Consider the following 23,495-nt stretch of genomic DNA (forward strand, 5'->3'; position numbering starts at 1 on the left):
AAGGTCAGGCGCGGGCGCGCCTGACGAAGCATTCGTACGAGACCCGGGCACAGTCCCGGACCTCAAGCATGCCGTCGCCGATCAAGCGGACAGCGGCGTTGAAGGCATTCCCGCCGATGCCGGAGACGGCGACCAGGTCCCGCAGCCGGCACCAGCCATGAAGGCCCCCCACTAGCTTCGCGACGACCGCGTCCGAGGCCGCACAAGCAAGCCTGCGCGCGCGCAGCAACATCCGAGCGTCGTAGACATCGTCCGGGTGGATGTGGTCCTCGGTGCGAAGCAGATAGACGTCGGCGAATGCCTTGCCGATCTGTTCCTCGATGAGCCGTTGAACTTCGAGGATCCGGGATTTTTGGACCTTCGTCTTCGGCTTCACGTCTACCGCGACGCGAGTGGTGTCCTTCAAGGTCAGGAGTGCGTCGAACGTGTGCTCGCCTTTGCTCCCATCAGGCCACCTGAAGGTAACCAACGGCGGCTGGTCGAGGTAGTCCACGACCAGTTCGCTCACCAACGAGATGTAGATGAACCCGCGCTCAGGCTTGCTCTCGTAGACGAACTCGCGGTTGCGTGCGTGGTCGACGACGGAGCCGCGAAAAGACGCGGTGGAGCGCAGCGGGATGGGACGCGAGGCGCGGCTAGGTTCAGGCGGAACCCACGAGCCGCTGCCAACCGTCAGCTCGTTATAGATGAGCTCCTTTCGGCGGCCTTGCCGTCACCCACCGAGTCGGTGAGCACGACTGCCGAGGACAGCCAGTCGGGATGCAACTCGTCAGGCAACGGTGCCCGCGGAATGGAACGGTCGATGGAAACTTTCTTGCGCATGTTCAAACCCCTCTGAAACGCAGACTGCCGGGCTCCGCGGAACAGATCCACGGAGCTTACGAAGACGTCGAGGGACGGACTGGAAGCCGGGAGAGGGGTCCCGGCATGAACATACCGGAGGCCTCAGCCCCTGACTTCGCGGCCATCCCGCTCAGCTATCGATATGAACTTGAACAATGGTGATGCCCTCTGCCGCCGGCAAGTCGCTGCCGTGGAGGGGCCTTTTGGCGTCAATCAATGTAGGAATGCTTACCAGAATATATCGGATTGATAGGATCTGACGTTTTTCGATCGCCCGTTCTAAATGAAGGATTCCGGGGTGATACGATTGGCTATATCACGCTACGGGGCGCGAAGCGTCTGTGGCGACATGGGGGGATAACGTGACGGCCTATACGGACTTTCAAAACTCAATTGCGGCCGCGAATAGCCTCATCGCTATGTACAAAGAGCTTCGCCGTGCACGCGGACTAGGCCAGAGAGGCAGCCTTACGGCGGAAAATGAAGATCTGTTGTGGCTACCGCGATCTGCAATCGTCACGAGCCTCTCGGCCTTGGACGCATATGTGCATGCCGTCTTGTACGAGCGGATACCTCACGTCTTGCAGACGAACCCGATGCCGAACTCATTGGCTGAGGCGATGGTCAACATCGTGCCGATACGGAACGCCCAGAATTTTCGGGACGCAATGCCCGTGATTGCGGTGACGAATCTACATCAGGAACTAGCCAATCGACTGCGGGACAACTCGCTGACATTCCTCTCGTACCAGGCCCCTGAGAAGATCAACGCCGGCTATGACATGATAGGGCACACCGGGATATTTGACTCGGTATCTGCCCTATGGCCCGGTCCAAACAGCACCGCCGATGACCTGAAGCGAAGTCTCGCCGGCTATGTGAAGCGCCGCAATCAGATCGCTCATGAAGGCGATCGTGAGGCCAGTGGTGCGGTTAGGCACATCCAGCCGCAGTATGCGTCCAAGATCGCGGCCTTCGTGGAGAACCTGGTGTTTCGGCTCAATCGCGTTGTTTATCCGAACGAAATTATTGCTCAGCCGGATGCTGCCTAGTTTTCGGACTGGTGGGCTCTTATTCCTCACCATTGCCTCCAACGGCAGGCCCCGGTACGTCGTGCACAAGGTGATCTGTCGGTTGCCGTGTCTGACGGATCACACGCGCGCCCCGAGTTCGACCCCGACATTACCGGGCGATATTCTTGCCCGCATTGTTGGTGCGGCCCGAGTGAACCGCGTCAACGGACGGCGATGCGGTAGTGGACAGCACAAGACGTTATTCCATTGTCAAGTTGGGTTTTCTAATATTAACCAATAATCAGAATTTGATTGACACCCTCTTCCGCCGGGCTGATGCCTATGTCGAAGGGGACCGCATATGAGTATGGGTGCCACAGGGCTCGCGCCCATGACGCCGACTGCTTTTATCAAGAAATGGCGGAAGTCGAATCTTGGAGAGCGGCAGACGGCTCAAGAACACTTCCTCGATATCTGCTCGCTGGTTGGCCACCCAACTCCAATCCATGAGGATCCGAACGGCGAATTTTTCGCGTTCGAGAAAGGCGCCAACAAGCTCGGAGGGGGCAAAGGCTTCGCCGACGTGTGGAAGAAGGGTCACTTCGCTTGGGAATACAAGCGTAAGAACGGCAACCTCGATGAGGCGCTCCTGCAGTTGATGCGTTATGCACCGGCGCTATCGAGCCCGCCCCTCCACATCGTGTGCGACATCGAACATCTTCGCATCCATACCGCTTGGACCAACACCGTCCCGTCCACCTATGAGATCACTCTGAACGACCTCGCGCAGCCTTCAGCACGCGAGATGCTGTACAACGTCTTCTTCAACCCGGAGAAGCTCAGGCCGACCAGAACTCGCGCCGCGGTCACAAAGGAGGCGGCAGACAAGTTTTCCACGATCGCCCTTAGACTTCGGGGGCGCGGCACTCCGGATGAGATCGCTCATTTCGTGAATCAGCTCGTGTTCTGCTTCTTTGCCCAGAGTGTGAACCTCCTGCCGGATGGGCTGTTCACCAAGCTCCTGAGGCGATCCGCCCGCGCACCAGACCGGACCATAGGCTACCTCAACAAGCTTTTCGAAGCGATGGAGCGCGGCGGCGAGTTCGATCTGACCGACATCGCATGGTTCAACGGCGGCCTGTTTGATGGCCGCCGAGCGCTTCAGCTCGATGACGGCGACATCGGTCTGCTTGTCGCCGCAGACAGCCTGGACTGGGGCCTCATCGATCCGACGATCTTCGGAACTCTGTTCGAGCGGTTCCTGGACCCGGAGAAACGCTCGCAGATTGGCGCGCACTACACCGACCCAGAAAAGATCATGCGTCTTGTCGACCCGGTCGTCCTAAGGCCGCTTCGACAGGAATGGGAACAAGCAAGGCAGGAGATCGTCGAACTTCTGACTGGCAATCGCAAGCCGCCAATGCGCAGGCAGCGATCCCGCCGGATGACACGGGAGGAAGCCGCCGGGGAAGTACGGTCCCGGTTCACAGAGCGGTTGCGAAAACTCCGCATCCTGGATCCGGCATGCGGGTCGGGGAACTTCCTGTACCTCGCTCTACAGGGCGTGAAGGATATCGAACACCGCGCCAACCTAGACTGCGAGATGCTCGGTTTGCCCGCTCAGCTTCCGCTCGTAGGGCCGGAAATCCTGCGTGGGATCGAAGTCAACACCATGGCGGCCGAGCTCGCGCGCACAACAATCTGGATTGGCGACATTCAGTGGCAGATCAAGAACGGAATCCGCTCGAAATCAATTCCGATCCTGCGCAAGCTGGATGCGATCGAGAGACGCGACGCCTTGGTAAGGCAGGCAGAAGACACTGATGCAGATCGTGATGCGCAAGGAGATCTTCTGGCCGCTCTAAGGCCAACCGCGGGAAACGCTGAAGCAGAATGGCCTGAAGTAGACTTCATTGTTGGGAATCCACCGTTTCTTGGCGTGCGTTTGATGCGACAAGCGTTGGGTGATGCGGCGGTTGAACGCCTTTTCGAGGTGTACCACGGGCGAGTTTCTCGCGAGGCTGATCTCGTCTGCTATTGGGTGGAGAAATCCCGCGCCGCGGTGGCAGCACATCGAACGCGCAGAGTGGGTCTGGTCACGACAAATTCCATACGTGGAGGCGCGAACCGAAAGGTTTTGGATAGGATCGTCGCTGAGAGCCGACTATTCGAAGCTTGGAGCGATGAACCGTGGGTCGTGGATGGAGCAGCCGTGCGAGTGTCGCTCATCTGCTTTGGCCAAGGTGATGACGAGCTGCGGCTCGATGGCAAGTCGGTTGCTCAGATAAATTCCGACCTTACCGCCGGCGCGACCGATCTTACCAAGGCGCGGCGTCTCGCTGAGAATCAGAACGTGGCATTCATGGGAGACACGAAAGGCGGCGCGTTCGATGTCCCAGGCAGCTTGGCGCGTGCCTGGCTCTCCATGCCGATGAACCCTAACGGCAGGCCGAACTCAGACGTTCTCCGTCCATGGCGCAATGGAATGGATATCACTCGCCGCGGCCGCGACATGTGGATCGTGGACTTCGGCTGGGAGATGTCCGAGCAGGAGGCCGCACTTTACGAGGCGCCGTTCCAACACATCAGAGAGCATGTGTTTCCGGAGCGGTCACAGAACAGGCGTGATGCATACCGCGAGCGCTGGTGGCGGCACGTCGAGCCCAGGCCAGCTTTCCATGCTTCCTTGCACGGTCATTCGCGCTACGCGGCAACACCTCGCGTCGCAAAGCATCGTACATTCATATGGCTTGATCGATCAATTGTGCCCGACTCTCGTATCTTTGCCTTTTCTCGGTCGGACGATGTCTTTTTCGGGATTCTACACTCTCGATTTCACGAGGCATGGAGCTTGGGAACCTGTTCGTGGCACGGCGTCGGCAATGATCCGACCTACAATAGTGCGGGGGTATTCGAGACCTTCCCGCTCCCCGAGGGGCTCACACCGGACATCCCTGCGGTTCGATACGAAAGGGACTCTCGCGCTATCGCGATATCAAGCGCGGCCAAGAGACTTGACGACCTGCGAAATGCCTGGCTCAACCCCAGCGACCTTGTTCAGATCCAGCCCGAGGTCGTACCCGGCTATCCCGATCGAATGATCGCGAAGGACGCAGCGTCCGATGCAATCCTGCGTGACCGCACCCTGACCACTCTTTACAATCGGCGTCCGCAGTGGCTGGTCGACGCCCACTCGGATTTGGACGCAGCCGTTGCCGCAGCCTACGGATGGCCTGAGGATATCTCTGATGATGAGGCGTTGGCCAAGCTCCTGGAACTTAATCTGGCGCGCGAGGCGTTCGAGGCGCGCGCCAGGACAGGGGCGAAGATCAGAAAGCCACGCCGCCCTACACCGGAGGAAGCTCGACGTGCTCCGCAGATGAAGTTGCCCATTGCAGGTAACCGCAAGTCAGGAGTCGATCCACAGCAGTTGATCACCGACGATCGCGAAAACCGGCCGACGGCAGCAGACCGTCCACAAAGGGTCAAACGCCGAGTTTCCTGATCCAGATCAGCTGAGTTGTGCGAAATGTCGTACTCCGGATGTTGATCGCTCGTTTACCCCGGCAAATAAGCCTCCCATCTCGTCCTAGGGCGAGATGGGAGCAACATCTGCTGTTCTCGACGGAATATCGAAATCACGATGCACGCGTTAGCGAAATGGGGAACTATGCCCGAGCAGAAGCGCAAAGGAGCCGCGAGAACCGTGGGGGAGGATTGACGTACTCTTCGTCCGCGGACTCGCGCTCATGGTCATCGAAGAACGAATCCTCCGGAGGTCGGCCCTCCAAAGCAAGCGACCAATCATAAGCGAGATACAAGGATTCGCGCATCGCCGCCTGATCAGGATCACTGGCGATCAGGGGCCTCATCTTGACGATCTGATCGAAGGCTTTGAGTTCCTGTTCCGGCGTTGAAAGGGCGCGAGGAGCAACCAAGGCCCGTGCCCGTGCACCATGACGGCGCAGGGATTCGATACGGGTCTCGTCGAAGGCTTTGTTGTCCCGTAGCCACTCGTAGAACAGGGGATGGATCGAATCTGGGACGTCCGGCGTCTCCTCCATCTTGCCGATGCGGTATAGCCGCAAGCTCTCACCGAGTGCTTCGGACAAAGTGGGCGGAACCGCATTCCCGATCATCTGCATGACGTCTGCTTTGGTTGGCGCCCGTCCTCCCTCAGTCTGCCATTTCCAGTTGGCTGGAAAGCTCGCGAGCAAAGCGAGTTCTTTCTGACCTCCGACAGGAAGATTCCTCGCCGGGATCGTATCGCCCGCTTGCGGGACGTAGTCAGGGCCCCTCCCAAGAACCGCGATTCCTTCGCCCACCGACCGAAGGACGCGAATATCGGCCGGCCTCAGAACATATGGCGCCCGCGTCCCCCTGCCAGTCGTCGACGTAATGGTCGGGCAGTGTTCGTCAGTCCTGAAAAACGACCTGCGTTGCCCGGCATAATGGCCGCGCCGGAAAAAGAGTGGCCCGAATCCTTCGCCCAGAACGTCTCGGATGACAGGCTTATGTTCATGCCGCGTCTGGTCCAGGTATTCGTTTAGCCATCCGTCCGTTTCTCCGACACAACCCGCCAGGATCAGACGGTTCCGCTTCTGAGGGGACCCGTAGTCGCTTGTGGTCACCACACGCTCTGTCAGGCCGTACCCGGAGGTGCGGAAGAGGTCCGTTACTTTGCGAAAAGTTTCTGTCTTCTGGAGCTCGGGAACGTTCTCCATGACGAAAAATCGGGGATGGACCGAGGTCGTGATGATCGCAAAAGCCAGGCTCAGCAGGGACTTCTCATCGTTGTCGCCGCCGCGTCTACCAAAGGGCGAAAACGGCTGACAGGGCGGCCCGCCGACGATCACGTCCGGTTTCAGATGGCTGATCTCCGGCACCCACCGCAGCAGATTGCCAAGATCCGCGTGCATGAACTCGCGCCTCTTGCGATAGCGATGGGCCATCCATTTCGGCATAGGTGTCGGCCCCACGGCGGGATTGTTCGCCGCGTGCACTGCAAGCGCCTCGGGCTTGACGTCGAATGCGCCGACGATGCTGTAACCCGCTTTTCTCATTCCATGGCTGAACCCGCCACAGCCGCAAAATAGATCGACTACTTTCACTTTCGCTCCCCGTCATTTTATGGATTGGAAGGCAGAGGTAGGACAGTCGGGTTTCAATTTCGTTCGAGCGAGGCCACCAAAATGGAGGCCCGACATAAGGGCTCGTTAAGACGATTTTGCTCAGAGGGAATACCTCGCATTTTACGGGTATCGCTAACGTCATCTCAAAGCGTCTGCCTGTAGCCCCTTGATCTATCTAATTTTCAAGGTGGAGGGGAACTAGAGTGGATCGACAGGGTGAGATCAAAGCGGTCGTTGAAGAGCCGTTGACGGACGTAGCTGCCGAGAGGGCTGAGCAGACGGCTGAAATTGCCGACAATCGAGATGACGCGGGCGCCGGGGACGACGTGGCTGCGCCGCCCTTCGATCGCGATTTCGAAGCCCTCTACGGTAGAGAGCTCGTCAAGCTGAAGAAGTCCGTCGCGACTTGGCGAGCGAGACAGGCGCGCGAAGCCTTTCGGATCGGCGACCTTTGGAAGAGCCTTGAGGAGACACTGCCGCGAGCAAGCATTGCTGCATTTCTTGCGAACGAATGCCAGGTGCCCCGTCAGGACGTCGCCAGATACGCGAAGTTGGTTTCCGTACTTGGACAACAGCGTGAAATTCTAATCGACAGCGGCGTAGCCGTGACCGTGATGCTCGAGCTCGCTCAGCAGAATGAGATCGTCCGGCGCGAAGCGTTTTCCATGATCTGCTCGGGCCGCAGTCTTCAGACCAAGGAGTTGCGCGCCCTGAAAAGAGATATCGGGCTGGCTGAATCGGTGCGTAGCGAGAGTCCTGATCAATCGAGGGAGAGGGCATTCAAGGCGTTTGCGGCGAAGAAAGCGCGACACGCAGCGTCGAATTGGCTGCGGGATTTGGAAGGGGTGATCAACGAACTTCTCGAACTCTCCATCATCGACCCCCACGAGGACCGTTCTGAGTCCACTGTCGCACGGGCCGAGCAGCTCTGCGAGAAGGCTCGAGACCTGCATCGCAGGATGCCAGATCACCTTGACGCCAATCTCCTCGCGACATCCGAGACGCCCAGACTCAATGTCGAAAGGGCTGGGTGGCCGCGTGTACTTGTTGCGCTTCAACGTATTGGCGAGCGCGACCTATTCCCGGACGTCGACTGGGACTGGCCGAAAAGCGCTCCACTGAAGATCGATCAGTTGCTGATCTGGGATTTGGCGTGGGCCTTCGGCCACGACAGAGACAACGACCCGCGTGCCTCGCGCAGACGGTTGCGCCTCAGCGGCAGGCTGCCTCTCGACACCGCAGGCGATCATGATCTCGCAACGCCGGAACTCGAGCAGACCGTGTCGGTCCTTGAGATCTGTGCCGGCGCCGGAGGCCAGGCGCTCGGGCTCCATGCTGCAGGATTCGCACATGCTGGGCTCGTTGAAATCGATAGGGACGCTGCGGCGACTCTGCGCCAGAACAAGCCTCTATGGAATGTCGTTCAGGCAGACCTCAGGGAACTCGATCTCGCCGCCTACAAAGGAATCGATCTCCTCGCAGGAGGGGTGCCATGTCAGCCGTTCTCGGCCTCGGGCGAGCGTATGGGCAGACATGACGCGCGAGACCTGTTCCCCCAAGCCTTGGAGCTGGTGAGACAGCTTCGACCGAAGGCTGTGATGCTGGAGAACGTGACCGGCGCGCTTCAGAGCACCAACAGTATGTATCGGCTCGAGATTCTCGCCGAGATGGCGGCCATGGGTTACGACGCCGAGTGGCGGACGCTGTACGGACCCGAGTTTGGGCTTTGTCAGAAGCGGGAACGGGCGGTCCTCGTAGGATTCCGGCCCGGCATCATGCACAGGTTCAGGTGGCCGACTCCACTGCGGACTGCAGCACCGACCGTTGGCGAAGTTCTGAAGGATTTAATGGGTGCAAACGGCTGGAAGCACGTGGATGCATGGGCTGCGAAAGCCAATGGCTACGCGCCGACACTGATTGGCGGCAGCCAGAAAAAGAAGGGTATCGATCTCGCGCAGAAAAAGAGCCGCAAGAGCTGGACCGACCTTGGGGTCGATCCGGGCGGTTTGGCAAAGTCGGTTCCCGACAAAAACTCCCCGGCGGGTATGCGCCCGAAATTGACTCTTCGGATGATGGCCAGGGTTCAGGATTTCCCGGACGTCTGGCAATTCTGCGGAAGCAAGCAGCAACAGTTTCGACAGATTGCGAACGCGTTCCCCCCGAGGATGGCTCGTGCAATGGGACTGGCGATCATGCGGGCGCTCACGGGGTCCGAGGTAGATCTGGAGCGGGCGCTAGCGTCTCCAATCCCCACGGGGCGGGGACTGGATTTGAAACGGCTTTCGCATTCCGATTAGTTGGCGCTGCTGCTCGGCGTCGGGCAGCCTCCGGATCGTTTGCGTGCGTTCTACGAATGCGCCAATCCCGGTGAAGGTAGCTGACGCGATTTCCTCCTGCGTCTTTTGCGACGATCCGGGCGCAGGGGCGGCCTCGGCGCGGGCCCTGTCGATGCAGTCGGCGTAGGCAGCGATTTCGTCCAAGAGAGTAGTGGCGATGCCGTGCGCTTTTTGGGCCTCTGGATCACGCGGAACGGCCGGGCCCCAGGACCACAATGGAACGGGCGTCGTGGTTGCCTACTTCTGCGGCGAGTAGGTCTGGTAATCGCCTCGATGATCGGCGGCGGGCGGCGGGGCTGCGCGCACCGAACCTTGGACTTCGTGTTCTTTCGCAAGGATCGGGGCGGCGATACCGAACCAGCGCGGAGCGGATCAGGGTCCATGTGGTAGCCATTATTGTCGACCCCGAGTGTCAGGACGTTGGCGGCGCGCTGTAGATTTCTCGCTCTCTCGTGTCATGTCGGCACTAGGCGAACAGTTGCCAAATCTCCGCTGGCTTTCCCGCGGATGCAAAAAAGGTGGACGCGTTCTTGCGAAATGGCTCGACGACATCGCGAGCAGACGTGAACCCCGGGCGTCGCCGGAATGATTCCGCGTGTCCCATGACTCGTGACGATCTGCAGCTGGCGGCGCAGGTGAATGACGTTTACACCGTGTTTCTAGTCGATCCGGCGTACCCGGATGCTGCGGCTCATTCCGTCGACGTGCATGATGTTATTCGAGAGCGTCACATTGGGGCGGTACGCGTACCGATACTCATAGTGGTACTCTTCCTGGCGCCATACCGAACCATCGGTGAGGCGAACGATCGTGTCACCGTCCCAACCATTCCACTCGTCTTCGACTTGCTGTCTCATCCTGTCTTCTCCGATAAAGTGGCCGTCAGGCCGCCATAGGCATACGCACAACCTCCGCGATTTCGGCGGCTATCTCCTCGACAGTATGGGTAGCGGTGCTACGCGCCAGACGGTCGGCGAGAGAAGGCGAATAGCCGATCACCTCGCGCTTGGTGACATTGTGCCAGATCGGCAGAAGGATTTGCTCGCCGGAGACGGCACGTGTCACCAGCCCGTCGAGTTCATACTCAGGCCATCCTTTGCCGAAGAAGGCATTGGAAAGGACGACTACGCCGAAGCGGCTGCTTCCGAGACCGCGGTCGATCTTGCGCCGCAGGCTATCGCCGATACGCAGCTCGAACTCGTCGTACCAAACAGACAGGCCGGCTTCGCGCAGGGCGCTTGCAAGCGGGCGGACTACGTCGTCCTTGTCTTCCGAGGCGTGTGAGATAAAAACATCGAACACCCTTCCTTCAGGCGCTTCTGCCGTAGGCACGAGTTCGTCCTCCGCGTTTCGCACGAGCGTTGGAACGCTGTGCAGCGGAGCCTCGTTGATTGTCGGAAGTGGTCGGAGCGCAGCACCCGGAATGACCTGAACGCCTGTCCTGACCGAGCCGCGAAGGCCCTGCATGTCGATCGCGACATGCCAGGTTCCCGAATTCGGAACCTGAAGGCGGACCGGAGAACTTCTCGCGAGGCCGCCGACATAGCGGTGCCGTCGGCCCGCCCGGTAGTTGCTGAAGTTGGGGCCGTCCATCAGCCGGACGTTCGCAGCGTTCCCTTGGAGGGTCACGACGACGACGCTGCCGCGATCAACATGCCCGAGGTTGTAGTGGGTAAAGCTCACCAATCTTCTCCGTTACCTTACGGCGAAAAGATCAGCATGCGAGCGTGTCAGAAGCTGTCACCCTGCAAGTTTGAGACAAGGGGAGCGACTCCGGCTCGGCCTGCGTCCTGCCTCTCCCATGACAAGACGCGATCTCCGACACTTGCTCCACGGAGATACTTCGACTTCGCTTACGGAAGAGCTGGAAAATCTCCGCGGCGGTGATTCCCAACCAAGTTGCGCAGGCGGTCGGGAGCCAACACCTCGACCTTGTCGCCCCACATATACAGATGCCATGCCATCTCCAGATGTCCGGAGGCATGGAAGCGGACCTCCAGCCGGCCATCAGGCAGGTCGGTGACAACCTGCGACGGGTGGAATTCGTAGGATCGTGCTTCGCTTGCGGCATCGGGCGAAAACGTCAGCACGACCTCGCCGAACTCGTCTTCCCGTTCGAAGACGCCGAACGCCCGTTCGGCGAACCGGCGGATGTCGAAGGCCTGCGGTCGGACAAACGGCTGATCGGTGTTTCGCGCATCCGACATCCGGTCCATCCGGAAGTGCTTCGACCGACCTTCTTCTTCTTCGCCATCACGGCCGACCAGGTACCGCCTGTTGCCGATAAGCACCCCGAGAGGCGCCACCGACCGCCTGCGCGTCTTACCGTCATTCGAGGTATAGTCGAACTCGATCAAGGTGCAGCCTTTGATCGCTTCTGCGACGACGGCCGACAGCTTTTCGTCGACCAGCGGACGGGGGCCCGGACGCGCCAGCAGGCCCATCGCCTCCAAAAGAGCCTCGTGGTCGGTCTCGATCCGAATGGCACGGTTGTCGGGAACCAGAGCATGGACAACGTCGCGGATCGTCCGGAGGTGAGAGGCCTCCGCAGTCGCCCCGTCGCGAACCATGGCGTCGATGGCGACGTCCAATGCAGCTGTCTGTTCGGCTGTTATCGTCAGGAAGTCCCGTAGCCCGTTGCCGCGCATACGCCAGCGTTTACGGCCCAGATCATCGATGTAGCTGTCTGCGTCGATGAAAATCTCTTCCAGGGCATGGACCATTCTCTGGGCGGTTCGCATAGCCACATTAAAACGTTCGACGACATCGTCGAGAGTTACCCCTTGACGATGGGCGCGGACCATTGCCGCAAGCTCGATAAGTTTCCTTGCACTTTCAAACGACATCCGTGCCCCCAATGACAGAAATTTTCGCTCAATACTTTTAGCGTATAGTTACCGTCGGATTGGCTTGGGTAACTGGCAATGAGACTGTCAGGCGCGAAAGAAATCGTGCTGTCGCCGACGGACCTGATGCGATTTCAGGGCTGCGAGCATGCGACGGCGCTTGACTTGGCTCTCGTTCGAGGCGACGCGATCAGCCCCGCGGAAGAGAGCGAAGACGCATTGTTGCTGCAGAAGAAGGGGCACGAGCACGAAGCGGCCTATCTGGCTTCGTTGAAGGCGGCTGGACGGCGCATCGCGACAATCGAGAGCGATGGTCATGGTTTTGACGAGGCGGCGGCCGCGACCGTAGCGGCCATGCGCGATGGTTTCGATGTCATCTATCAAGGGGCGCTGCGAACCGGGCGATGGCAAGGCTATTCCGACTTCTTGGAGCGGGTAGAGAAGCCGTCTGCCCTTGGTCACTTCAGCTATGAGGCGGTCGACACCAAGCTGAAGCGGCGCGCGGATCCGAAGCATGCGCTTCAGTTGAGCATCTACTCAAAGGCGATTTCGGAAGTACAAGTCGCCCTCCCTCGCTCGGCCCACGTTCAGCTAGGCAACGGCGAAAGGGCGAGCTTCCTCGTTGAGGACGCCGTCTACTATGCGTCACGCCTTGCCAGCCGCCTCGAAGAGTTCGTCGAAGCTCCTTGGACGACCGTGGCCGAGCCCGTTAGCGCCTGCGGCCTATGCCGTTGGCGTGAGCATTGCGACGCAAATTGGACAGAGGCCGACAGTCTCGTGAAAGTTGCCGGAATGACGCGACAACAGCGTCGGAAGTTGGCGGGTGCAGGAATCTCCACCATGCGGGCGTTCGCCGACTCCGAGTTGCCGATTCCCGGCATCCAGGAAACGGTGTTGTGGAGGTTGAGGAACCAGGCTCGCCTTCAGAGCGCCCGCTGCGATGGCGGTACCCCTTCGTTCATCCTCCGATCGATGGAATCTGGCCGCGGGCTCTTGCGCTTGCCGCGTCCCGCCAATGGCGACCTCTTCTTCGACATGGAAGGCGACCCGCTCGTCGACGGCGGGCGTGAATACCTGTTCGGCGTATACCGTGAGACGGATGGTCGGTCGGAATTCCGCACGTGGTGGGCACACGACGAGCAGCAGGAGCGGATCGCCACGGAAGACGTGCTGGCCTTCTTCACGTCGCACCTTGCCCGGCATCCAGAGGCGTACGTCTATCACTACAACCACTATGAGGTGACCGCATTGAAGCGGCTCGCGACGAATTATGGCGTCGCGGAGCACCACCTCGACCACTTGCTGCGGACCGGAAAGTTTGTCGACCTGTACCGGGTCGTCCAGCAGGGTCTGGTGGCCTCGGAAGCGGGCTACTCCATCAAGGACCTCGAAGCCTTTTATATGGAGAAGCGGGACGGGGAGGTGGCCACTGCCGGAGCCAGCATCGTCGCCTATGAGCAATGGCTCGACACCGGCGACCAGAAGCTCCTAGACGAGATCGCCGCCTACAATGAGGTCGACTGCAGATCGACTAAGGGGCTGCGCGACTGGCTCGTGGAGAAGGTGAGGCCTTCCGAGCTGCCCTGGTTCGTGCCGACGGCTCCTGAAACCTCCGCTCCGGTCGAAGAGCCGGAACGTATCGCGTTGCGCGACAGGATCGAAGCACTCCGCCTGCAGATCGGCGATCGTTTGGCTGATCTCGTTTTCGAGCTGAACGGATTTCATAAGCGGGCCGACAAGCCGGGCTGGTGGGAATACTTCGACAGGCAGGATAGGGAAACGGCAGAACTGATCGACGATCTCGAGAGTATCGGCAGACTGTCCGCGATCCGTCCCGCCTCAGGACAGGAGAGGCGGTACCGTTATCCTCCCCAGCAGACAAAGATGCGGGAAGGCAGCGGCGCCGCCATGCGCGGCATGAAGGGAAAGGCGACTATCGTCGAGCTCGACCGAACGGCACGGGAAATCACGGTCAAGTTTCCTAAGGCCATCGTCCCGCCCGATAGCGTTGACCTCGTTCCTGAGCAGCCTCTTGACGCCAAGGTGCTTCGGGCCGCCGTCGCACGCGTGACGGACGGCTTGATTGCCGCAGGGTTCAAGGGCTCGGCATTTGCGGATTTCCTAAGGCGCGAACCGCCTCGTATCCGCGACGTCCGATCTGGCGATCCTTTGATTCCGGGAAGGGAACGCGTCATCGAAACCGTGGCGGCGATCCGAAATCTGGAGGGCGGATGCCTGCCGATCCAAGGACCTCCCGGTACCGGGAAGACCTATGTCAGCTCGAAGGCGATCTTTGACCTAGTGCAGAAGGGGCGGCGTGTCGCCGTCATGTCGCACAGCCACAAGGCGATCAACAACCTGTTGGTCGAGGTGGCGAAGAGGGCGCGAGAGGCGGGAAGCCGCATCCAGATCGCCAAGAAGATCTCCAAGCCTGAAGACGCGCCGGACGATCCCACGATCATCTCGACTTCGAAGAACGAGGACGCGGTCCTGATGACGGCTTCCGTCGTCGGCGGGACCGCCTGGCTTTTCGCCCGGCCTGACCTCATTGGCACGTTTAGCCATGTCTTCGTAGACGAGGCGGGACAGGTGTCGATCGCCAACCTGATGGCCGCGTCCGGCTGCGCTAGCAACATCGTGTTGGTAGGCGACCAGATGCAGCTGCCTCAACCGATCCAGGGCGTGCATCCGGGCGAGACAGCATTGTCTACGTTGGAGTATCTCCTCGGCGGAGATCATGCCGTGGCCGCCGATCGCGGCATCTTCCTGCCTGTTTCGCGCCGGATGCACCCAGACGTGTGCAGCTTGGTCTCGCGCTTGGCTTACGACGGCCGCCTCGAGAGCGACGAGGACGCCTCGCGGCAGGCGATCCGCTTTGCCGGAGGCGGATTGCCAGCCACCGGTGTCGCCTTCATCGACATTGCACATGAGGGGAATTCACAGGAGAGCATTGAAGAAGCGGATGCCGTATGCGCTGCCTTCGAGCGTCTTCTGGGCGCATCGTTCGTCGACCGGGAGGGCGTGGAGCGGAAGATGACGATCGACGACATCCTCGTCGTCTCTCCCTACAACGCTCAGGTCAACCTGCTGACCTCCAAGCTTCCTGACGGCGCACGCATTGGAACAGTGGATCGCTTCCAGGGGCAGGAAGCTCCGGCGTGCCTGATTTCATTCGCGACGTCCAGCGGCGCCGAGATGCCGCGGAGTATCGATTTCCTGTTCAGCCTGAACCGCCTGAACGTGGCGATCTCGCGTGCACAGGCGCTGGCCATGCTGTTCTGCTCGCCGCGCCTGCTCGACGTCCAATGCTCGACCCTTGAGGAAATGCGACTTGTGAACTCGCTCTGCATGGTTCGTGACCGTGCCGACCGGCGCGCTGTCGGGTAGCGTAGCTGGACGGTTGTTGCTTCACTTCGTGAGCCGACGGGTGGAGACCTCGCGCTACCGGGAGCTACGCACTGTGCTGGTGCGATCATCTTTTTTCGTGCGGACACATCTTGATGCGTTGCGGGGGCACCCTGGGCCGAATGCACCATTCGCTCATCGCAGGATTGTAGAGGCCCGGCAGCGGGAAATATCTGTCGATCCGCAGGAAATCCTTGATGTTCATGGTCGCGATCGGGGCTCCCGTGATGATCGCCACTGCCGCTATCGAAAGGTCTTGGCCCAATTTCAGCTTCTTGGGCGGCGTGGATGGAAACCAGAGGTCACGGAGTGCCGGTACCATCGTCATTCTCCCGTAGAGGCGAGCAGTATCTGAATCCATCGGCAGAAACACAATGTCCGACGCCAGAAGCGATCCCAGCCATTCCGAAAACAGATGCGCTCCGGAAATATCGCGGCTGGCAAGATTGACGATGCCCCTTTCAATTTCGATCACGGCGCCGAACGGGATGCTCATCGCGGTAGGTTCCGATGCCACCCAGTCGACGACGGTGGGGTTCGGCCGTTTGCGCGCAAGCTCGCTGAGCACATTCGTATCCAGGACATACATGCTAGGCAGTGGGCTCAAGGCGACCATCCATGCTATGTAAACAGCTTGAACCTATGTCGGAGTCACCGGCATTCCGTTAATCCGCGGTTTGCTTGTGGACAAGGAACACAATGAGTACTGGTTTGGGCAAGGAATCGGGTGCGTCGAAGGACTCCAACGTCTGGGACGTTCCCGAGGCGCGTAAGAGGTTCGATGATTTGCTAGAAGCGGCGGCTAGCCGTGGTCCGCAGATCATTCGCGACGACAATCGGCAATTCAGGGTGACACTTGACCGGGCGAGCTCTTCGCCGAAGGGTAGGGCGCTGCTTGCGGGAGGCGGTCCCCTTGAGGACGACGATCTCCCCAATGACTGACCGCCGAGAGTGACGACCTACTTCCGGATATCGGTTGTCTGGTGTTAGCAGTACCGGTCGCGCACACGACATTGTTCTGGCGTGGATCAGTCGCTGAATCTGCAGCAACAAGGTAGTTCGCGCCGCGCTAACGACAGATTTTGTCGTCGGTCTGTGTCATTGGGCTGGGCAGTGACCGTGCACTCAAGGTGGACGGCGACAGTCGTATGTAGTGTTCCCGTCGTATTTTTTGCTACAGGGACCCAAGAAGACGGCTAATATGGGTAACGGGCAGGGTGGGGCGTTGGCGAAGACATTCGACGGATTCAATCGGCTATTGGAAAAGGTTCGGGAGTCGAGCCACGACTTCGTGGTCACCACCGAAATATTCCCCAACCTCGACGTGGAACGCGTCGCCCGGGACATGAACCTCGCAGACGAGGGTAAGAACCGCGGTACGCTCGAGCAGCCGTCAAAGAGCTCCAAGTCCCTGGACGATATCGAACTGGCGGTAGTCGGGAAGGTCCAGGATGCGAAGAGCACGGCCTACAACAATCTCGAGGACCAGCTGCAGCTCTTCGCCGCACGGCTAGGCAGTCTCGATTTCGAGGGTCAGTTTTCGGATATCCACAAGGCCAACGCCGAGGGTGTTTCGGATTTCAAGGCGGAGATCGTCAAAGGCAGGAATGAACTCCATGGCCTGAGGCGCGCCCTGAACGCGGCCGAAGAGGACTATGCCGATTTCCGGAAGCGGCACCGGATCACGCGGGCCCCGCGCGTATCCGAAGGCTACGTCTGGTTCTTCAAGGTCTCGTTCCTGTTTTTCCTGTTCCTCGTCGAGTCGATCATGAACGGCATCTTCCTGGCCAAGGGAAGCGACATGGGCATCGTTGGCGGGATCACCGAAGCCTTCAGTTTCTCGTTCCTCAACATCGGCATCGCGCTCGTATTCGCGCTCTTCTGCGTCAGTCTCGTCGCGCATCGGTCGTACTTTCTGAAACTCTTCGGCGTCGTCTCCATCGTCCTCTACGCGGGGCTGGCAGTCGCCCTAAACCTCGGACTCGCCCACTACCGCGAGGTGACCGGAAGCATCCTTGAGGACGCAGGTCCGCTCGTGATGAACAGGATCCTGACCGATCCGCTGGGCCTCACGGACATCAAGTCATGGCTTCTGTTCGGCATCGGCCTGATGTTCTCGATCTTTGCCTCTATTGATGGCTGGTATCTGCGTGATCCCTATCCAGGGTACGCTGGCGTCTACAAAAGGCTGCTGGCGGCGCGCTCGAAGTACTCGACTCGCCAGGAAGAACTGATCGAGGACCTGCTCAGCGTCCGGGACGACCATAACGAGAAGGTCGATTTCATCATCAAGAGCCTGAGTGGGCGTCGCAGGGAACACAACGCAATCATCGCCCATCGAGCGAAGCTGCTTTCGCTGTTCGTCCAGTATCAGGAGCAGCTCGAGCGCACGGCGAACGTGCTGCTGAAGCGATATCGGGAAGCCAACGTGAAGGCACGGTCGGATAGCCCTCCCAAGTACTTCGACAACGCCTGGAAGCTTGATCGCATCAAGCCGACGAAGGCTGGGGAAAGCGAACTGACCGACAAGGACGTCGCGGACTCCATACGCAATGCTCAGGCCGAACTGTCCGAGCAGATCAGAAATATTGCAGCTGTCTGCGACGACGGCATCGACCAGTACCGCGAACTCGACAGGCTGCATCCGGAGACCGCCGCAAATGGCTAGGGGCAGAAGAAGAAAGGGCCGCCGAAGCGGCCGGACCGGAGCCATCGTGGGCGGTGTCTGCCTCTTGCTGGCATCCGTCGTCCTGATCGGTGGCCTTGGCTATCTATATGCTAGGGCGAACTCCCAGGCGAAGCTCGATAAGCAAACGCTGTGCCCGATTGACGGTCCGATAGCCGTGAACGCTTTCCTGATCGACACGACGGACCCGATCTCGAGAACGACGCTGATCGACGTCAAGAACAAGTTCAGTAAGGCCGTCTCGGCAATCCCAGTCGGAGGGTTGCTCGAAATTTACGGACTGACGGAGAAGCCCGGGGAACTCGTCAAGATGTTCGAGGGCTGCAATCCGGGAGATGGCTCCACCGTCGACCAATGGACGAATAATCCAGCTCGACGGCAGCGCCAGTGGGAAGAGGCATTCAGCAAGCCGCTCGACGAAGTCTCCGGGAAGATTTCCGATGGTCAGGCGGGGAACGCGTCACCGATCATGGCGGCCATCCAAAACATCAAGCTCTCGGTCTTCGATCGGTTCGACAAGCCGGGCATGCCAAAGCAACTCATCGTGGCGTCCGACATGATTGAGCACACCAGTCTTTATTCCCAGTACAAGTCGGGGATCGCGTACGATACCTACGCCGATAGCGCGGCGAACGCTGAATACCGGACATCGCTTGACGGGATCGATGTCGCCGTCTGGTATGTGGACCGCGAGGCCAAGGCGTTCAGTGGCCGCGATCACCTCGAGTTCTGGGCCGAATGGATACAACGGTCACACGGCAACATGCTGCCGTCACCGCGGCTGGAGGGCGTGAATTGAGTTACGTTAGACCTGAGGACCGGAATGGCGGATTTCTGCTGAACCTGCCACTCTACACCTTTGCCGCTTTCACCTTCGCGGGTTGCGTTTTCATCGCGATTTCGAAGCTATGGGGCGTGAATCCGTTCGTCGCCATGGTGGTCCCGATACTGCTGATGTTCGGATATCTGGGACTGTCCCTGTTCGCAGGACGGATCCGGCTGCACGGAGAACAGACTGGCGACAACCTCTATTACATGGGATTTCTGTTCACCCTGTCGAGCATGGGAGTTTCCCTCTACCAGTTCACGTCGGCAGCATCGACGGACGATGTCATCCGCAACTTCGGCATCGCGATTACCTCCACGATCGTCGGCATCGCCCTTCGCATCCTTTATAATCAGACGCGGCGCGACGTCCTCGACATCGAGCGCGCGACACGGTTCGAACTGGCTGACATGACACGCCGCGTGCGGTCGGAACTGGAGCAAGCAACGCGGGAGTTCGCGGACTTCCGGCGCGTCAGCAATCAAATGATCAGCGAAGGCTTCGACGAGATCGTCAAACAGGCGGACACGACAGGCGTGCAGCTCAAGGACGCGCTCGAGAAGATGGCTAACGAGGCCATGAAGCCTGTCGAGGCGGCGGCGTCCAAACTCAGCTCGGCCATCGATGCCAGCTTCGGTCAGATCGCGTCGAAGCTCTCCGAGATCGCAGAGAAGGTCGACAATTCAGGTGACGTCTTCGAGAAGGCCAACAGCGGGGTGGCGAACTCTACGACCCAGCTTGGCACTCAGGTGGAGGCGATCTCCAAGAAGCTGGAGGCGGTCATGGTTCCGGAAGCCGTGCTCAAGAACGAGCTCGGTCCGCTCGTCAAAGAACTCGGAAAGATCGTCGTCGATTACGGCGCCAAGACTGAGGCCGTCAGCCGGGAGCAGGCTCAACGTATGGACCTGATCACCGCGTCTGTCGCCAAGATCGTGGAAACGACGGGCAGGTCGGTTCAGATGATGGAGAAGTCCGTCGAGGTCTCTACGGCCGTTCAGAGAAGCACGGACGGTCTGGCACAGCATGTCCAGCAGCAGAACGCAGACATTCAGAAGCTCCTCGAGAAGCTGGTGGCTGAATTCCGCCCCGCTCCGAAGCCTGCCGTCTTTGAGTCCCTTGCGCCTGCCCCGGGCGTGTCCGGAGGTTTGAACGGCGGCAGCTATCATCCTGCGGCAGGAGCGGCCCCGACGGTGCCCCTGGAGGAGGCCATCGCGGCGACAATAGCGACGGAAGTTGTAGAGCCGACGCGGACGGCTCCCAAGAGCGGCACTGGCGTGAATGTGGACATCAATTTCGACGACCTTGAGTCTTCGACTAGGGATGCGGACGCCAAGCGTTGGTGGCAACGCCGTTGAGCATCCAGGGGACATCTGTTTCGGGCGAGCAACGAGGATATGGCCGCGGCCTGATCCTCGGCCTCACGATGGCGGAGTCGATGCTGCTGCTCGTCTTCTGCCTCCTTCTGGCCGCCGGGGCGATCGTCATGCGCGAGAAGGCGGCAACCGAGCAGGCGAAGGTGGACAAGCTTGCCGTCGAGCAGGAACTCGAGGCGCAGAAGGACGCAAACGCCCTGCTTGCCGAAAAGCTCGAGGTCTTTCGCAAGGCGGTCACCGACAGGGATGCGCTCGAGAAGGAGTGGCGCGAGCTAGAACTCGCTAAGGCGTCATTGGCGGAGATTCTGAAAACCGGGCTGACGCTTGAGGAGGTCAAGAAGCAGGCTCCTATCCTTCGCGAATTGAAGGCGCGGGAAGTCACTATTGAAGAGGTGAGGACTGGGGCTGAAACACTCTTCAAGCTCCAGGAACAGGATATCACCGCGAAGGATTTCGAGGTCCTTGCACCCGTTGCCAAGGAACTGCTCGAACAAGGTCTGACAGCGGAAGACATCGAGAAGCTCGCACCGGCGATCAAGGTCCTGCGCGATCAGGTCGTCGTCTCGGCCGCCGAAAAGAAGCCCGAGGACCAACTGCTGGAGATGGTGCGCAAGGCGCAGGCCGCGGACGGTGAAGCCAAGCCGCACGAGTGGCCGCCGATCATCAATCTCAGCGAAACGAACGGCTACTTCTTCCGGTCCGGCAGTGCCGAACTGAGCCCTGCCTTTCTCGCGAGCCTGCAAGGAAAAACCGCGGAGCAGATCGCGGACATTGCCGCTCGGTATGACGTCGACGTTATTGAGGTGATCGGACACACCGACGAACAGAAAATCTCCGGGATCGAATCCAACATGGATGGCGCCCTTCAGGGAGTGCTCAGCGGGACCACGCCCGTGAAAACACTGCGTCCGGCCGACAATGCCGGGTTGGGCCTGGCCAGGGCGATCGCTGTTGCTGAAATCCTGAAAGACGTGCCGGGGCTCGACGGGCTCACCGTGCTCCCGATGTCTGGCGCGCAGTTGATCCTGCCGGACGATACGTTGACGAATGGCGCTCAGGCTGGCGACGTCGCCTCTCGTCGGCGCATCGAGATCAGAGTTCGAAAACGGAATGGCACCGCAGTGGCAACCGACGCTGCGACCGCAGAGGATTGAGAAAGGCGCTGATCTCCTTGTTAGCGACGGGCGCCCCGCCACCCGGCGGCGCGCGCCTCCGCCTCTGAGCAGAACCACCGTTCGCCCTTGCTGGTGGAGATCTTGGTCCTGCCATAATGCTCCTGGCCAGGCAGGTGATAAATCCGTTCGCCCTTCGAACTGATATTGCCCTTGATGTCACAGGCTCCAGGGCTGGAGCTGGACGACACCCCGACAAGCGGTGCTATCTGAGCCGGTGCCTCTTTCGACCCGCGCTGCGCGGCCCGCCATTCCCATGGGGACTGGAATGCCCCGACCCAGATTCCGAGCCGTTCCGCCTTCGCGGCTTCCTGTTGGCCTGTGTAGGCGCCATTGCTGTAACGAGGCCAGTCCATTGCCCACCCGCTCCGGACGAGCGCCTCTTGAACGCTGGTTCCGTCCGCACGGAAGCAGTCGCCGACGAAGCGACCATATTGATCACGCTCGACGAACTCGCATCGGACCGGAGACGAAGCACTCAGAAACTCATCCAACGCGCTCGCTGCCCTGGCACCGCAGCGATAAGCTTTCCCATTGCCGTCTTCGCATGTCTGCGATGACTCCGGCGCATCGACCCCGTTTAAGCGGATGCGTTCGCCGTGGATCTCGATAGTATCCCCATCAATGACGGAGGCACGCCCAACCAGGGTGGCGGCTGAGGCGGAGGTCGTCTGTCGCAGGACCGTCCCGAATCCAAGGGCCTCACCAGTGCCAGAGAGGAAGTTAGCCCCTGCGTATCCAGCCACGCCCACGGCCAGCAGTGCAGCCGCAATCAGCCATCGAGCGCTTCGAGGTGTCCTCCCTCGTGAACGCCTGGCCTTCGAGCGGCTTCTTTGCCGCCGACCAATTCGGATAAGTTCGCCCATGTAACCCCTGATGCCTCGGACACTATGCCCGAAATCACGGCATTCCGCTATTCGTCGAGCGTACCTCGGTTAATCAAACCGACCTCCCACGAGATAGCCATTCATCGACATTCGCCGTTCGACCTCAGCGACTTCACCAACCGTTCCACCACGGGGCCGTTTCGCTCGATGTCGGAACGATCGTATTCGATCTGGAAATAGGCAGCCTGATCCCGACACAACGGAATGGCTCGTTCGTACATAACGCGCTCGCTCCTTCGGCCGGACCAGCTAGCCCACCGCCGCGTTTTGCGTTCGTACGTGATCTCCCAGCCTTCCGCCTTGTCCTGGTCGATGCGCAAACCGACTTCTGACAAGAATTCGCCCTCAGTAATGTGGCTGCCCCAGATCCTCAGCTCGGTGTCGCCGTCAGGCGACACCGATATCCCGCCATCGCCGTTTTCGGACTCTTCCACCTTCGAGAACCCTGGCGGAATGTCGATCCAGTAGCCGAAACGAGCATTGCCGTAGCTGCCCCAATCCGCAGCCGAAGTCGACACAGCGCAAGCGAGCAGCAGTCCGACCGCCAAGAGCACCTGTTTCATCGTCAAAACTCCTGTCCCCCTCATTGCTGAGGCGGCTGAAGGCTGCTGATGCATTCCCCGTAGAACGTCTGCGTGTCGGAACCTGGCGCGCTCACACTGACGCTCGCAGGTAGCCGAAGGGAGAACACGAATTCCTGCGCGCCGTACTGGGCTGTCATCAAACTCGACCCGACGCTCAGCGGGACCGGCGGCGTCTGGCCCACCTGAAGGGTGTTGTCGTCGGCACTCATTCCGCCTCTGAAGGTGAGGATCATCGGCGGCATCTTCTCGAACTGGCAGGCGACAATTGTTGGATCATCCGCAGTTGCGGGAGCAATGGAAAACAGCATCGCTAGGAATGCGATCGCGCCGGTGGTGCAGCGGAGGTTCATCCCATCAATACGGAGCAACCTGGTCAAAACTTGAACTCCGGC

The 23,495-nt window shown here is 59.9% G+C and carries 18 protein-coding genes; 8 read left to right on the plus strand and 10 right to left on the minus strand.

The annotated features are described in order from the left end of the window. Nucleotides 1-4: 4 nt before the first annotated feature. Nucleotides 5-493 carry a hypothetical protein gene (locus tag AAFN55_RS09510; RefSeq protein WP_347798605.1) on the minus strand — a complete coding sequence of 163 codons (489 nt, stop codon included), beginning with the start codon at nucleotides 491-493 and terminating at the stop codon, nucleotides 5-7. A gap of 179 nt (nucleotides 494-672) precedes the next feature. Beyond that, nucleotides 673-822: a hypothetical protein gene (locus AAFN55_RS09515; RefSeq protein ID WP_347798606.1), complete on the minus strand. Its 150-nt coding sequence runs from the start codon at nucleotides 820-822 to the stop codon at nucleotides 673-675. Nucleotides 823-1,205: 383 nt separating this feature from the next. On the opposite strand from AAFN55_RS09515, the gene AAFN55_RS09520 reads away from it, so the two are divergent. After that, complete coding sequence (locus tag AAFN55_RS09520; protein WP_347798607.1) at nucleotides 1,206-1,895, plus strand: HEPN domain-containing protein; 690 nt, start codon at nucleotides 1,206-1,208, stop codon at nucleotides 1,893-1,895. A 322-nt stretch (nucleotides 1,896-2,217) separates the two neighbouring features. After that, a complete protein-coding gene (locus AAFN55_RS09525; RefSeq protein WP_347798608.1) occupies nucleotides 2,218-5,361 on the plus strand; it encodes a class I SAM-dependent DNA methyltransferase in 3,144 nt (1,047 codons plus the stop codon). Nucleotides 5,362-5,524: 163 nt separating this feature from the next. On the opposite strand, the gene AAFN55_RS09530 is transcribed toward AAFN55_RS09525, so the two are convergent. Next, nucleotides 5,525-6,967, minus strand: coding sequence for a DNA cytosine methyltransferase (locus tag AAFN55_RS09530; RefSeq protein WP_347798609.1), 1,443 nt, complete (start codon nucleotides 6,965-6,967; stop codon nucleotides 5,525-5,527). A 224-nt stretch (nucleotides 6,968-7,191) separates the two neighbouring features. Between AAFN55_RS09530 and dcm the strand changes: the two genes are divergently transcribed. Further along, a complete protein-coding gene (gene dcm / locus AAFN55_RS09535; RefSeq protein ID WP_347798610.1) occupies nucleotides 7,192-9,285 on the plus strand; it encodes a DNA (cytosine-5-)-methyltransferase in 2,094 nt (697 codons plus the stop codon). A 698-nt stretch (nucleotides 9,286-9,983) separates the two neighbouring features. Here dcm and AAFN55_RS09540 read toward each other — a convergent pair. The 3 genes from AAFN55_RS09540 to AAFN55_RS09550 all read right to left on the minus strand — a co-directional run bounded on the left by AAFN55_RS09540 (nucleotide 9,984) and on the right by AAFN55_RS09550 (nucleotide 12,170). Further along, nucleotides 9,984-10,181, minus strand: coding sequence for a hypothetical protein (locus AAFN55_RS09540; protein WP_347798611.1), 198 nt, complete (start codon nucleotides 10,179-10,181; stop codon nucleotides 9,984-9,986). A gap of 25 nt (nucleotides 10,182-10,206) precedes the next feature. Beyond that, nucleotides 10,207-11,007 (minus strand): DUF1883 domain-containing protein, encoded by an 801-nt coding sequence (locus tag AAFN55_RS09545; protein WP_347798612.1) that lies wholly within the window; start codon nucleotides 11,005-11,007, stop codon nucleotides 10,207-10,209. A 170-nt stretch (nucleotides 11,008-11,177) separates the two neighbouring features. After that, nucleotides 11,178-12,170 (minus strand): WYL domain-containing protein, encoded by a 993-nt coding sequence (locus AAFN55_RS09550; protein ID WP_347798613.1) that lies wholly within the window; start codon nucleotides 12,168-12,170, stop codon nucleotides 11,178-11,180. Between the two features lie 78 nt (nucleotides 12,171-12,248). On the opposite strand from AAFN55_RS09550, the gene AAFN55_RS09555 reads away from it, so the two are divergent. Beyond that, on the plus strand, nucleotides 12,249-15,557 hold the full coding sequence (locus AAFN55_RS09555) for a TM0106 family RecB-like putative nuclease (RefSeq protein ID WP_347798614.1): 3,309 nt from the start codon (nucleotides 12,249-12,251) through the stop codon (nucleotides 15,555-15,557). Between the two features lie 85 nt (nucleotides 15,558-15,642). On the opposite strand, the gene AAFN55_RS09560 is transcribed toward AAFN55_RS09555, so the two are convergent. Next, nucleotides 15,643-16,191: a PIN domain-containing protein gene (locus AAFN55_RS09560; protein WP_347798615.1), complete on the minus strand. Its 549-nt coding sequence runs from the start codon at nucleotides 16,189-16,191 to the stop codon at nucleotides 15,643-15,645. 609 nt (nucleotides 16,192-16,800) lie between these two features. Here AAFN55_RS09560 and AAFN55_RS09565 point away from each other — a divergent pair. From AAFN55_RS09565 to AAFN55_RS09580, 4 genes are all read left to right on the plus strand, one after another. After that, entirely contained in the window at nucleotides 16,801-18,243 is a 1,443-nt protein-coding gene (locus tag AAFN55_RS09565) for a hypothetical protein (RefSeq protein WP_347798616.1), read from the plus strand. Between the two features lie 64 nt (nucleotides 18,244-18,307). Beyond that, complete coding sequence (locus AAFN55_RS09570) at nucleotides 18,308-19,060, plus strand: hypothetical protein (protein ID WP_347798617.1); 753 nt, start codon at nucleotides 18,308-18,310, stop codon at nucleotides 19,058-19,060. Next, entirely contained in the window at nucleotides 19,057-20,442 is a 1,386-nt protein-coding gene (locus AAFN55_RS09575) for a hypothetical protein (protein ID WP_347798618.1), read from the plus strand. The genes AAFN55_RS09570 and AAFN55_RS09575 overlap by 4 nt, the downstream gene beginning before the upstream one ends. Then, the gene (locus AAFN55_RS09580; protein ID WP_347800229.1) at nucleotides 20,427-21,614 is read left to right on the plus strand and encodes a hypothetical protein; all 1,188 of its coding nucleotides are present in this window, start codon (nucleotides 20,427-20,429) and stop codon (nucleotides 21,612-21,614) included. Before AAFN55_RS09575 ends, AAFN55_RS09580 begins: the two co-directional genes overlap by 16 nt. A 20-nt stretch (nucleotides 21,615-21,634) precedes the next feature. Here AAFN55_RS09580 and AAFN55_RS09585 read toward each other — a convergent pair whose 3' ends face one another. From AAFN55_RS09585 to AAFN55_RS09595, 3 genes are all read right to left on the minus strand, one after another. Beyond that, nucleotides 21,635-22,498: a thermonuclease family protein gene (locus AAFN55_RS09585; protein ID WP_347798619.1), complete on the minus strand. Its 864-nt coding sequence runs from the start codon at nucleotides 22,496-22,498 to the stop codon at nucleotides 21,635-21,637. Nucleotides 22,499-22,599: 101 nt separating this feature from the next. Beyond that, complete coding sequence (locus tag AAFN55_RS09590; RefSeq protein WP_347798620.1) at nucleotides 22,600-23,082, minus strand: hypothetical protein; 483 nt, start codon at nucleotides 23,080-23,082, stop codon at nucleotides 22,600-22,602. A gap of 20 nt (nucleotides 23,083-23,102) precedes the next feature. Further along, entirely contained in the window at nucleotides 23,103-23,480 is a 378-nt protein-coding gene (locus tag AAFN55_RS09595) for a hypothetical protein (protein ID WP_347798621.1), read from the minus strand. Nucleotides 23,481-23,495 lie beyond the last annotated feature (15 nt).

The sequence above is a fragment of the Mesorhizobium sp. CAU 1732 genome, assembly GCF_039888675.1.
Taxonomy (GTDB): Bacteria; Pseudomonadota; Alphaproteobacteria; order Rhizobiales; family Rhizobiaceae; genus Aerobium.

What these genes read in the sequence shown, in the direction of transcription:
- AAFN55_RS09515 (WP_347798606.1), bottom strand. Translation starts at nt 822, where the DNA reads ATGCGCAAGAAAGTTTCCATCGACCGTTCCATTCCGCGGGCACCGTTG.
- AAFN55_RS09525 (WP_347798608.1), top strand. Translation starts at nt 2,218, where the DNA reads ATGAGTATGGGTGCCACAGGGCTCGCGCCCATGACGCCGACTGCTTTT.
- AAFN55_RS09540 (WP_347798611.1), bottom strand. Translation starts at nt 10,181, where the DNA reads ATGAGACAGCAAGTCGAAGACGAGTGGAATGGTTGGGACGGTGACACG.
- AAFN55_RS09550 (WP_347798613.1), bottom strand. Translation starts at nt 12,170, where the DNA reads ATGTCGTTTGAAAGTGCAAGGAAACTTATCGAGCTTGCGGCAATGGTC.
- AAFN55_RS09555 (WP_347798614.1), top strand. Translation starts at nt 12,249, where the DNA reads ATGAGACTGTCAGGCGCGAAAGAAATCGTGCTGTCGCCGACGGACCTG.
- AAFN55_RS09560 (WP_347798615.1), bottom strand. Translation starts at nt 16,191, where the DNA reads ATGGTCGCCTTGAGCCCACTGCCTAGCATGTATGTCCTGGATACGAAT.
- AAFN55_RS09585 (WP_347798619.1), bottom strand. Translation starts at nt 22,498, where the DNA reads ATGGGCGAACTTATCCGAATTGGTCGGCGGCAAAGAAGCCGCTCGAAG.
- AAFN55_RS09590 (WP_347798620.1), bottom strand. Translation starts at nt 23,082, where the DNA reads ATGAAACAGGTGCTCTTGGCGGTCGGACTGCTGCTCGCTTGCGCTGTG.